Annotated in this window: 10 protein-coding genes; 9 read left to right on the top strand and 1 reads right to left on the bottom strand. The window is 65.0% G+C overall.

Annotated features, from left to right (window positions below; all coding sequences use genetic code 11):
- Positions 1 to 277: 277 nt before the first annotated feature.
- Positions 278 to 988: a DNA-binding domain-containing protein gene (locus GGQ96_RS19655; protein WP_093068001.1), complete on the bottom strand. Its 711-nt coding sequence runs from the start codon at positions 986 to 988 to the stop codon at positions 278 to 280.
- Positions 989 to 1457: 469 nt separating this feature from the next.
- On the opposite strand from GGQ96_RS19655, the gene GGQ96_RS19650 reads away from it, so the two are divergent.
- From GGQ96_RS19650 to mhpA, 9 genes are all read left to right on the top strand, one after another.
- Complete coding sequence (locus GGQ96_RS19650) at positions 1458 to 1739, top strand: type II toxin-antitoxin system Phd/YefM family antitoxin (protein ID WP_093068003.1); 282 nt, start codon at positions 1458 to 1460, stop codon at positions 1737 to 1739.
- Positions 1648 to 2133 (top strand): hypothetical protein, encoded by a 486-nt coding sequence (locus GGQ96_RS19645; protein ID WP_241212659.1) that lies wholly within the window; start codon positions 1648 to 1650, stop codon positions 2131 to 2133. The genes GGQ96_RS19650 and GGQ96_RS19645 overlap by 92 nt, the downstream gene beginning before the upstream one ends.
- A 162-nt stretch (positions 2134 to 2295) precedes the next feature.
- Positions 2296 to 3066, top strand: coding sequence for a hypothetical protein (locus GGQ96_RS19640; RefSeq protein WP_093068009.1), 771 nt, complete (start codon positions 2296 to 2298; stop codon positions 3064 to 3066).
- 27 nt (positions 3067 to 3093) lie between these two features.
- Complete coding sequence (locus GGQ96_RS21885) at positions 3094 to 4056, top strand: TIGR02391 family protein (protein ID WP_093068011.1); 963 nt, start codon at positions 3094 to 3096, stop codon at positions 4054 to 4056.
- Positions 4056 to 4538, top strand: a complete 483-nt coding sequence (locus GGQ96_RS19630) for a hypothetical protein (RefSeq protein WP_093068014.1) — start codon at positions 4056 to 4058, stop codon at positions 4536 to 4538. Before GGQ96_RS21885 ends, GGQ96_RS19630 begins: the two co-directional genes overlap by 1 nt.
- A 9-nt stretch (positions 4539 to 4547) precedes the next feature.
- Complete coding sequence (locus tag GGQ96_RS19625) at positions 4548 to 7940, top strand: type ISP restriction/modification enzyme (RefSeq protein ID WP_206430572.1); 3393 nt, start codon at positions 4548 to 4550, stop codon at positions 7938 to 7940.
- Between the two features lie 23 nt (positions 7941 to 7963).
- A complete protein-coding gene (locus GGQ96_RS19620; RefSeq protein ID WP_184117020.1) occupies positions 7964 to 8980 on the top strand; it encodes a VOC family protein in 1017 nt (338 codons plus the stop codon).
- Positions 8977 to 9810 carry a fumarylacetoacetate hydrolase family protein gene (locus tag GGQ96_RS19615; protein WP_093068019.1) on the top strand — a complete coding sequence of 278 codons (834 nt, stop codon included), beginning with the start codon at positions 8977 to 8979 and terminating at the stop codon, positions 9808 to 9810. Before GGQ96_RS19620 ends, GGQ96_RS19615 begins: the two co-directional genes overlap by 4 nt.
- A gap of 2 nt (positions 9811 to 9812) precedes the next feature.
- Positions 9813 to 11624, top strand: a complete 1812-nt coding sequence (mhpA, locus tag GGQ96_RS19610) for a bifunctional 3-(3-hydroxy-phenyl)propionate/3-hydroxycinnamic acid hydroxylase MhpA (RefSeq protein ID WP_164518941.1) — start codon at positions 9813 to 9815, stop codon at positions 11622 to 11624.
- Position 11625 lies beyond the last annotated feature (1 nt).

The following is an 11625-nucleotide window of genomic DNA, read 5'->3' as shown; positions in this document are numbered from 1 at the left end:
CCGAGGCCGAAGAGCAATACTATGCTGCCGCGAACATCGTCGATATGGCAGCGTGACTCACATCCAACAGCCTCCGGCAAACCCGGCGCGGTTCAATCAGCCGCTCGATGTGCGCACCATAATGGGGACGCTTGCGAGGCCGGTACTCGAGCGCGATCGAGTAGGTACGGCAGCCGCGCTTCAATGCCTTCGAATGGTGCTCCCGCGCATTGTCGAGGTGAAGACGGTCCATCAGGCCCTGATTGCCCCATGGCGCAGACATGCCGCGTTCGGCGAGCTAGGGGTCCTTCGGCAGCACGGCGTGGCGCATGGCCATCCCAACCGACACCGCCGACGGGTGCAGCATCGTGAGGTGGAAGCCCGGCACCGTCCTGCTCGCAATGTCGATCATGAGCGTGATCCACGGCCGGCCGATCGGCCGACGGTACACGTCGTCGACTGCGATTACGTCGACGAGCGTGTGGTCGGACTGCACGAGTTCGAGTGCGTAGCCTGCCTCAAGGCGGCCGCGCACCGGCCGAAACCGGTCGGCCGCCGCCTTGGTGCCCTCGCGTGCGGCGATGATGTCCTCCGGCGGAAGCGCCGCGATGCGAGCGCGCAGTGCCTTTACGCTCGGGATTGGGACGCCGGCCTTCAGGCACTCGTGACGCAGCCAACGTCGCAAGCTAGCTACGCTCGGCTTCTCCGCGGTGAGATAAACCTCGCGGAGCGCTCGGCGGATCAGGTCTTCCTGTTCGCTCAGCAACCGGCGCTCGCCCCGTACCCGACCGCGCTTGCCCGGGAGAAGCGAGGCGAGCTCCGGTGAAGCGCGGTACGCCCGGATTAGTTCGAACAGGCGGGAGCGTCCAAGACCCAAGGTGGCTGCAGCGTTCGCTGCGGTCTGGGCATTGATCGTGACCTTGGCGGCAAGAGGCCGGATCACGAGTTCCCGGCGATGGGCCTCGCTAAAGGCTGCGTCACTCGCACCGTCCGTTCCCGCCTCGCGCATCGGTTCACAACCCTGCCGCTTGGACTGCGGACAAAGTCTATCTTTTCAGGGCATGAGTCCAGCGTTTCGGGAGCAGAATGCCCGGGCGAACCGGCAATCAAGGCCGCAGTCCACCTATTCAGGAACTGCGACATCGGGACCATACACGTGCCCCTTTATTCCAGGAAGGGATATTACTGGAATAAACAATGTGCATCTTTGCCGGGTGAACCAGGTCTTGACGGCTTCCCGGATTATCCGCATGATCCGGCCTGTCAGCCTTTCAGGCTGGCTTGCTCCAGGTAACGCTCGGAAACAGACAAACGCAACGCAACAAGACCGCCATACACGCTGAAGACGTCCCGATGTGCAAAGAGAACGGCCGCTAGGCCAAGCGGAGATCCGCAACGCACTGGTGAAGGACAGCCCGCGGGCAGGCGGTTGAAACAGATCCTACCACGGTAACTGCGACAAGATTGGAGCGCCGCTCATGGCGAAGAGCATGGAAATCGTGCCGTCCGGCACGCTGCAGAAGCAGTTCGGCCATTATTCCGACGAGGCGATGATCCGCCCTGTCGGCGTCAGCCGCAACGGCCGGGTGCGCTTCGTCATGGTTCCTGTGGACGAATATGAGCGCCTGCGACGCCGTGAACGGGTCGCCGGGCGCACGGAGGATCTGGATGAAGAAACCCTCGACGCGCTCCGTGCCGTCAAACCCGGGCCAGGCAGCGAAGAAGCCGAAAGGCAGTTCCAAGCTGCCGGAGCCGGGTGAAGTCCTTAACTACAGCTATCTTTGGGAGCGTGAGTATCGCGAGGGTCGCGACGAAGGGATCAAGGACCGACCTGTCGCCGTCGTGCTGATGACAGTCAGCCGCGATGGTCTTCCCCTCGTCCATGTCGTTCCCTTCACGACCAAGGAGCCCGGCGCCGACGACGTCGCGATCGAGATGCCGCAAGCTGTTCGCCGGCAGCTCGGGCTTTCCGGCGAGCGGTCGTGGATCGTGGTCAGCGAGTGGAACCGCTATGCGTGGCCGGGCTACGACACGCGGCCGATCCCCGGGCGCGAGCCGTCCACCAGCTACGGCTTCCTGCCCTCCAGCCTGCTCCAGCGCGTCCTCGATACGATGGTGGCGGTCGGGATCGGTCGGCCGGTCGACCGCGACTGAATAGTCAGGTGGCTTGTCCCCGTACCGTCGAGATGGCCTAAGGCGATCCGTTGTAAATGGGCGAATAGCTTGTGTTGGGGGAAGGCACAGATGCGAACACGGAACATCGCTTGCATAGTTGGGCTGGCGGCCCTCGCGGCCTGCTCGGGATCACCGGAGTCGATGCTTCAGAGCGGTGATCCCAAGGTTTGTGTCTCTGATGCCATTCTGTCTCAGGCGTATGACGTCGTCCGAGAGAACGCGCAGGCGCCCCGCGACGAGCTTCTCGCCGAGCGATATGACGAACTTAAAGCCGGGTGGCTGGCCAAGCTTTCCTTCGTTGCTGGCGACGTGACCAGTACCTCTGTGGACCGTGCAAACCAGAGCGTCGAATGCTCGGGCACACTTCATATCTCTGCTGAAGGGGTGGAGGGTAGCGAAGATGCGCCGTTCGCATACCAGGTGAAGGCGAACCTTTCGGATCCTCGCAGCCCGATCATCTCCGTCGACGTGTCAGCACTCCGCGGCCCGCTGGCTACGATGCTTGGCAAGGTTGCTCGGCCGGACATTGTAAACGCCCAGTCGAGCCGCGACGAAAGCGATGATGCCCTGACCAAGCTGGATGAGGATGAGGTGAGGAATACGCCGGGTGCGCTCGAAAAGCTGCAGGCCCGGTCCCGAGAAAACTTGGTCCAGAACAATTTCAGCGCTTCGGAGCTGGCGCTGGTGGACCGTGTCTACTCCTCCCACATGATGTGTGCTGCCTCGGACGCACGCAATCGTGATGCCCACTGCCGCAAAGAGCGGCGTCTCGAGCAAGAAGCGAAGTCGATCGACTTGTGCCGAACCGCGGGCAACGAGTGGTATCATTGCTCACGCGAAGCCGAGCTCCAGGAACAGAGGGACGCGCTTCGCGGGACCAGAAATGATGATGTCGTCGAAGGCGCGTTCTGACCCACCGCAGGAGGCGAGGTCCAGCAAGTGTCTATAAGATCCTACGTAACCAGACAGTTCCGCGCTTATGCCTGGGCCGTTCTCGTTGGGGAGCGAGGTAACGACACCGGGCAACCCCGGTATATAGGCGGCCCTACATGCGACGAAGCTATCGGCGACCTACTTGTTCTTCTAGGTACGTGCTCCAGGCCTCTAAAAGCTTGGATCATCTCGGATCTCGATACGTTCGGGCACGGTGACCACGCGCTCTTGATCGAAACAACTGACGGTGCCGTTGTTGTACGCGGCGGGCTCACTTCTGGTTACAACGGCCAAGGTGCTCGAGCACTAGCGAGTTCAATTAAGCTTCTGGTCGATCGCGACTGCTACCCCGAAGATGCGGTTGTAAGAAGAGACGTCCTTTTACGCGCGAGACACTGTGCGCTCTTGGATGAGGATATCGAGCTCATTCGCAATGGTGGTGACGTACGACGGAGGCAGCACTTCACTCATTACCTCGACGCGCCTTACTTTCGTGAGAGAAGGACTTGGGAGTACGGCCGACCCGTCCTGCCCTTATCCTTGCTTCATCCTTCTCTACGCTCAACCGCGCAGGAGTTCTTTGTAAAGCCAGACCAGGTTCTGCGTGACGTCGCTCGAGACATCGAGCATCGAGTGAAAACGCAGCTGCCCAAGGGCAGGTCAAGGGGTCAGCGCGAGGGTGCATTTTGGAACAACGCCTTCTCTGAGGACAACGCACCTCTCGTATGGCCCGACTTAGAGAAGGGCGAGGTAATCGCGCGGGTGAAGCTCTTTGAGGGGGCCTTTGGCACGATCAGGAACCCCCGTGCGCATCGACCGGATGTACCAGACGATCACGCGTTCGAAGAACTTCTACTCCTGAATATGCTATTGAGCTTTGTCGATGAGGCCGAACCACGACAGATGGACGGGACCAGCGAAACGATGGAAAACGGAGTCCCTCCCGCTTCCGAGGAACGCACTAGCTGATGCCTGACGACATCGTGCCAGCGTACCCGGGTTCGGCGGCGAGCGCCTGGCAGATCCTCAACCTCGCACACGAGTTTCGCGGTAGCTGCTTGCATCTGATGGCGCGGTCTCACGGATCGGAGCCACACCAGCTCGCTCCGGCCCGCGTTTTAGCGATCCACGCGATCGAGCTCTACCTGAACGCGCTGATGCTTGATGCTGGCGAGACACCCCAAGCAGTCCGTGGGCTGCAGCACGACCTCGGGGCGCGCGCGAAGCGAGCGGGAGAGTGCGGTCTCGTCCTGCGCCAGCGGACGGCCGATCATCTGCACCGGCTTACCAGCGGGAGGGAGTACCTGACAGCCCGCTATGGACCAGAGCTGTCAGGGACGCTGTCGCAGCTCAACAGGTTGACGGCGACGCTTGAAGAAGTCGCGCAAAAGGTCACGCAGCTTGTTAACAGGAGGATCGAGGCACGGTTTGCGAGCCGGGCATCAGCGTGAAGGGGCAGAGTGGCATACAATCCTGAACAGATCGCGGAGGAGTTCTTCGAAGCCGTCCGTCGGGTCCATGCTTTGGGGGCCGGCACGCCTGAGACCGCCTACTATCCCGCGCTGAACACCCTGTTCGAGCGCGTGGGGGCTTCCCTCCGGCCCAAGGTGCTGCCCGTGTCGCAGCTCGCCAACACCGGCGCCGGCAGCCCCGATTTCGGTTTGTTCGCAGCGCGGCAGATTCAGAAGGGCGCACCGCGGCCGGGGCAGGCGCCCGAGCGCGGGGTAGTAGAGGTCAAGGGCGTCGCCGATGACAGCCTGTTCAAGTCGACACCCAAGCAGCTGACTAAATACTTCGAAGGCTATGGACTGGTCCTCGTGACCAACCTGCGCGCCTTCCAGCTGGTCGGACGCGGACCCGACGGCCAGGCCGCACGTCTGGAGGCGTTCGCGATCGCGCAGAGCGCGCCCGAGTTCTGGTCCCTCGTTCAAGAGCCGGCTGAAGCCGCCAAGTCAGTCGGCCGCGCGTTCGTCGAGTATCTTCGGCGCGCCTTCACGCAGAACGTCGCTCTCGTTCAACCCAAGGACGTCGCGTGGTTTCTGGCATCCTATGCTCGCGACGCACTGGCTAGGGTCGAGGCCGCTGGTGATCTGCCGGCGCTTAAGACGATCCGTACCGCGTTGGAGGATGCCCTCGGGATCACCTTCGAGGGCGAGAAGGGTGATCACTTCTTCAGGTCCACCCTCATCCAGACGCTCTTCTACGGGTTGTTTTCGGCGTGGGGCATCTGGGCGCGCACCACACCGCGCAACCCTGCGCGGTTCGATTGGCACTCGGCTGCATGGACCCTCCATGTGCCGTTCGTGGCGACACTGTTTCAGCAGCTCACCGCTCCGAAGCACATCAAGAAGCTGGACCTCGTCGAGGTGCTCGACTGGACCGGCGAGACGCTCAACCGGATCGACGCCAAGGAGTTCTTGAAGCGCTTCGAGGAAGGACGCGCTGTCCAGTACTTCTACGAGCCCTTCCTCGAGGCGTTCGATCCCAAGCTCCGGAAGCAGTTCGGAGTCTGGTACACGCCGGTCGAGGTGATCGACTACATGGTCGCGCGCGTCGACCGTGCTCTCAAGCACGACCTTGGCATTTCGGATGGGCTCGCTGACGAGCGGGTCTATGTCCTCGACCCCTGTTGCGGCACCGGGGGTTTCTTCAACTCCGTCCTGCGCCGGATTGAGGCGAACCTGGCTGCTCATGGGCTCGGTTCTGCCGTCGCGGATCGACTGCGAAGTGCCGCCTGCAACCGGGTGTTCGGCTTCGAGATCATGCCGGCGCCCTTCGTCGTCGCCCACATGCAGGCGGGCATCACGCTCTCGAACATGGGGGCGCCGATACCCGACGATGCGCGGCCGGGGATCTACCTGACCAACGCCCTCACCGGGTGGGAACCGCACACGAACAAGCCCCTGCCCTTCGCGGAACTGGAGGAAGAGCGGGCCTCGGCCGATGCCGTGAAACAGACCAGGCCGATCCTCGTCGTACTCGGAAACCCGCCCTATGACGGCTTCGCCGGCGTGTCCTCCAATCCGGAGGAGCGGGCGCTCTCGAACGAGTACCGGAAGGTGAAGAAGGTCGCCCCCGCCCAGGGCCAGGGCTTGAACGAGCTCTACGTCCGCTTCTTTCGAATGGCTGAGCGGCGTATTGCCGAGAAGACGGGCCAGGGCGTGGTGTCGTTCATCTCCAACTACAGCTGGCTGGACAGCTCCAGCTGCTCCGGCATGCGGGAGCGATATCTGGAGGCATTCGACACGATCAACGTCGATTGTCTGAACGGGGACAAGTACAAGACCGGGAAGCGCACGCCTGATGGCTCGGCCGACCCATCCGTGTTCGCGACCACGGCCAACCCTGCCGGCATCCAGGTGGGCACGGCGATCGTCACGATGGTGCGCCACCAGGATCATCAGCCGACCGATGTGATCGGCTTCCGTAACATCTGGGGCGCCGGCAAGAGGGAGGCGCTTGCCGCGACGGCGGAAGCCGACCCGGCGACCCTCTACGAGTCCGTGGCTCCGACCTTGCCGATGCGATTGCAGTTCATGCCGTTCGACGTCGATCCGGCGTACTTTGAATGGCCTCTGCTACCCAGCTTGCTGCCTGTCGGGTTTCCGGGCGTCAAGACGAGTCGGGACGAGTTCCTGGTCGACGTCGACCGGGACGCGCTTGAGCGCAGGATCGAGCGTTATCTCGACCCGAAGACGACGGACGCCGAGCTCGCGAAGTCGCACCCTGCTCTCGTGAACACGACCGAACGGTACAACGCGGCAACCACGCGCAAAGCGCTGATCGAGCGGAAATATCAACTCGGCCAAATCGTGCGCTATGCCTACCGGCCCTTTGACGTTCGTTGGGCATATTGGGACCCCGACACCAAGCTGATTGACGAGAAACGCCCCGAGTTTTTCGCCAATGCAGAAGTAGGAAACCGATTCCTCACGGCCGGCGTCCGGAACCGCATGGGGGTCTATTACAAGCCCCAGTCCGTCAGCGTTCTCGGCGATCACCACCTTGTCGAGAGCAACGTGTCGATCTTCCCGGCCCGGGTTCGTCAGGACACCCAGAATGTCGAGCCGAACCTCGCCAAGTCGGTGAAGACGATGCTGGCCGAGCGGGATCTCACGAGTGACCAGCTGTTCGACCACGTTCTCGCCACCCTGAATGCGCCGGTCTACGAGGCGCGGTACATCGATGCCCTTCGTGTCGACTGGCCTCGCATCCCGATCCCGGCGTCGAACGAGACGTTCGCGCGCTCTGCGGCGCTGGGGGCAAGACTTGCGGCTCTCCTCGATGTCGAGGTGGCCGTGGATGGTGTCAGCCGCGGGGCGCTGTTGCCGGGACTGTCCTCGATCGGATTGCCCTACGGCTCGTCCTACGAGGTCACCGCGGGCTGGGGTTCGGTACAGCGGAAGGACAGCGGAACGCGACTGATCATGCCCGGCGCGGGCATGGCGACAGAAAGGGAGTGGACCGAGGCGGAACTGGAGGCTCTGCGCCAGATCGCAACCCGGCACGGCCTTTCGTTGGCTGCATTGCTGGACGTCACCGGTGATAGAGCCGTCGACATCGAGATGAACGGGACGGCGGGTTGGCGGGCTGTGCCGTCCAAGGTGTGGAGCTACACTGCGGGCGGCTACCAGGCCCTCAAGAAGTGGCTTTCGTACCGCGAAACGGCGATTATGGGGCGACCGCTTCGTGGTGAAGAGGTGCTTCACTTCGCACAAACGGCGCGTCGGATCACAGAGATCCTCGCTATGGGACCGGCGCTGAATGCGACGCATGACGAAGCGCGAGCGGACGCGATCGTCTGGACCGCGAGGGATGAAACGGGCCAGGTCGTCGTCGATGACAATGACTAAACAGTCAATATAGAGGCGCGGTGATGAGCATCACGCGGGTAGAGGATATCGGGCATGTGCGCTTCGCAGCGCCGGACCTGGCGGAAATGCGCCGTTTTCTCGAGGAGTTCGGGCTTTCCTGCTTCGAACGGGACGGGCGCCTGTACGGCCGCGGATCGGATGACGCGCCGTTCGCGCATGTGACCGAGCGGGGCGAAGCGGCATTTCTGGGGCTGGGCCTGCGGCTGGCGGATCGCGAGTCGCTGGAGCGCTTGGCGGACAGCGAGGGCGCGCGCGTCGAGCCGTTCGATGCGCCGGGCGGCGGCTGGGTGGTCCGGCTGCGCGATCCGGACGGCAATGCGGTGGAGGCGGTCGCCGGGCAGGCGTGGGACGAGGCGGGGGCGCACGTGCCGGAAAGCGGGTTCAACTCCGCGGCGCTGCGGCGGCGGCTGCGCAGCGCGGTGCGGCTGGCGCAAGGCCCTTCGCGCGTCCGGCGGCTGGGCCATGCGGTGCTCAACGTCGCGGATTTCCGGCGATCGGAGCGCTGGTACAAGGAACGTTTCGGCTTCATCACCTCCGACGAGATCGAGGCGGCGCCGGGCGTGGCGCTGGGCGCCTTCATGCGCTGCGACCGCGGCGACCAGCCGACCGACCACCATACGCTGTTCCTGGCGCAGCTGCCCGGCGGGCCGGGGTTCAACCATGCCGCTTTCGAGGTCGCCGGGCTGGACGACCTGATGCTGGGCCATGCGCATCTGAAGGCCAGGGGGCGCAACGCGGCCTGGGGAGTGGGACGGCACAAGCTGGGCAGCCAGATCTTCGATTACTGGAAGGATCCCTGGGGGCACGAACTGGAGCATTGGACTGACGGCGATCTGTTCACCGCCGAGGACGGATCCAACAAGGCGACCGTGCGCGACATGCTCGACGTGCAATGGGGCAGCCCGTTCCCGGCGCTCGCCGGCAAGCGTGCGCCGAGTTTCGAGAATGTCGGGCGGCTGATGGCGTTCAACATCAGGTTGCGGCAGCTGTTCCGCCGCGGACGAAAGGAAGTGGCATGAAGCTGGCGCGCTACGAGCAGGGCGGCGAGGCGCGGATCGGCGTGGTCGCCGGCGACCGGATCGTCGATGCCGGGGCAGGATCGATGATCGACCTGATCGCCGATTGGGACACGCGGGGCGATGCGCTTGCGTCGGCGTCGACGGGAGAGGGGCTGCCGCTCGCTTCGGTGCGGCTGCTGGCGCCGGTGCCGCGCCCGGGCAAGATCTTCGCGATCGGCCTCAACTATGCCGATCATATCGCCGAATCGAACATGGAAACGCCGCAGCGGCAGGTGTGGTTCACCAAGGCGCAGACCTCGATCAACGGACCGCATGATCCGATCCTGATCGCGCGCAATGCGCCGTTCGTCGATTACGAGGTGGAACTGGTGGCGGTGATCGGGCGGCGCGCCAAGCACATCGCGGCGGCGGACGCGGCGGCGCATGTCTTCGGCTATTGCGTCGGCAACGACGTGACCGAGCGGATGTGGCAGCATGCCGGCCCGCAATGGGCATTGGGCAAGTCGTTCGACACGCATGCCCCGATCGGCCCGTGGATCGTCACGGCGGACGAGATCGGCGACCCGCACGACCTGGCGATCCGCTGCTTCGTCAACGGCGAGCAGCGGCAGGCGTCGAACACGCGGCATCTGGTGTTCGATCTGTGGCAGCAGATCGAGCATCTGTCCGCCGCGATGACGCTGGAGCCGGGCGACCTGATCTTCACCGGCACGCCGGGCGGCGTCGGTGCGGCGATGGAGCCCAAGCGCTTCCTGAAGCCGGGCGACACGGTGCGCTGCGAGATCGACCGCATCGGCGCCATCCAAGCCACGATGGTGGCGGAAGACTGACGGTGGCGCAGGACCGGACGTGCGACGTCCTGATCGTCGGCGCGGGGCCGACGGGATCGGCGCTGGCGCTGTTCCTGGCACAGCAGGGCGTGCGCGTGCTGATCGCGGACAAGGCAGCGGACATCTACCCGCTGCCGCGCGCGGCGCATATCGATCATGAAACGGTGCGCATCTTCCAGGCGCTCGGGCTGGCGGCACCGATCATGGCATCGTGCCGGCAGGCGCCGCGCTACGACTTCGTCAATGCCAGGGGCGACGTGCTGCTGCGCTTCGATGGCGCGGACCGCATCGGTGCGGGCGGATGGCCGGCGGCGAACATGATCCACCAGCCGTCGATCGAGCGGGCGCTGCGCGACGCGCTGCACGCCAACCCGGCGATCACGCTGCGCACCGGCTGGACGCTGCAGGCGCTGGCGATGGACGACGACGGTGCGACGGCGCGGTTCGCCGACGGCGCGGACGAAACAACAGTGCGCGCGCGCTTCGTCGTCGGGGCGGACGGCACGCGCAGCGCGACGCGCGCCCTGGCGGGGATCGCGCTGGACGATCTGTGCTTCGACGAACCGTGGCTGGTGATCGATGCGATCGTGCATGACGCGGCGCGGCTGCCGACGATCAACCTGCAGATCTGCGATCCGGCGCGGCCGACGACCTGCGTGCTGATGGGGTCGGGGCGGCACCGGTGGGAGTTCATGCTGCGGCCGGGCGAGACGCCCGAGCAGGCGACCGACCCGGCGTTCGTCGCCGCGCTGCTCGCGCCGTGGAACGTCGAGGGCGCGGTCGAGGTCGAGCGGCTGGCGGTCTATCGCTTCAACGCGCGGGTGGCGCATCGCTGGCGCGCCGGGCCGGTGCTGCTGGCGGGCGATGCGGCGCACCAGATGCCGCCGTTCGCGGGGCAGGGCATGTGTTCGGGCCTGCGCGACGCGGCCAACCTCGGCTGGAAGCTGGCGGCGGTGGTCGCAGGGGACGCGCCGGCGACGCTGCTCGACACCTATCAGGCCGAGCGCGAGCCGCATGTCCGCCAGATCATCGCGCTGGCGATGATGATGGGGCGCACGGTCTGCGAGCTCGATCCCGAGATCGCCGCCGCGCGCGACGTGCAGATGATCGCCGCGCGCGCCCAGGCGGGCGAGATGCGACCGCCCGCGGCGGCGCTGGCGAACGGGCATCTGCTGGCCGGGTCGGCGGCGGCAGGCGACTATTTCCCGCAATTCCTCGGCGCGGCGGGCGAGCGGCTGGATGACGTGCTGGGGGCTGGAGCGTGGCTGCTTGCTGACGCGCCGATCCCCACGGGGGAGGGCGGCGTTCGCGCCGCGGATCTGTCGCACCCCGCGCTGGCGCCGTTCGCGGCGGCGATCGCCGAATGGCTGCGCACGCGCGACGTGCCCGCGGTGCTCGTTCGGCCGGACCGCTATGTGTTCGGGACGGGGACGCCGTCCGATCTTCAGGCCGCCTATCGCTTCGCCACGGCGGCGCAATCACCGGTGCCGGACGGCGCCTTCATACGGGAGAGTGAAATGTCGATCGATGGAACCTACGACGTCGTCGTGAAATCGCCGATGGGCGAGCGCAAGTCGGTGCTGACGGTGCAGAGCGCCGGCGATCGCTTCACCGGCACCAATGCCGGCGACGCCGGTTCGTTCGACGTGTCCGGCGCGGTGAGCGGCAACACGCTGACGTGGCAGCAGAAGATCACCACGCCGATGCCGATGACGCTCGACATGACCGCCACGATCGAGGGCGACACGATCACCGGATCGGCCAAGGCGGGGGCGTTCGGGTCCTTCCCGCTGAGCGGGCAGCGGACCGGCTGAC

The organism is Sphingomonas abaci, assembly GCF_014199625.1.
GTDB lineage: Bacteria > Pseudomonadota > Alphaproteobacteria > Sphingomonadales > Sphingomonadaceae > Sphingomonas > Sphingomonas abaci.
This window is presented reverse-complemented; position numbering and strand designations above follow the sequence as displayed.

Coding starts and splice junctions, on each gene's coding strand:
- GGQ96_RS19650 (WP_093068003.1), top strand. CDS start 1,458: ATGGCGAAGAGCATGGAAATCGTGCCGTCCGGCACGCTGCAGAAGCAG.
- GGQ96_RS19620 (WP_184117020.1), top strand. CDS start 7,964: ATGAGCATCACGCGGGTAGAGGATATCGGGCATGTGCGCTTCGCAGCG.
- GGQ96_RS19630 (WP_093068014.1), top strand. CDS start 4,056: ATGCCTGACGACATCGTGCCAGCGTACCCGGGTTCGGCGGCGAGCGCC.
- GGQ96_RS19615 (WP_093068019.1), top strand. CDS start 8,977: ATGAAGCTGGCGCGCTACGAGCAGGGCGGCGAGGCGCGGATCGGCGTG.
- GGQ96_RS19640 (WP_093068009.1), top strand. CDS start 2,296: ATGCTTCAGAGCGGTGATCCCAAGGTTTGTGTCTCTGATGCCATTCTG.
- GGQ96_RS19655 (WP_093068001.1), bottom strand. CDS start 988: ATGCGCGAGGCGGGAACGGACGGTGCGAGTGACGCAGCCTTTAGCGAG.
- GGQ96_RS19645 (WP_241212659.1), top strand. CDS start 1,648: ATGAAGAAACCCTCGACGCGCTCCGTGCCGTCAAACCCGGGCCAGGCA.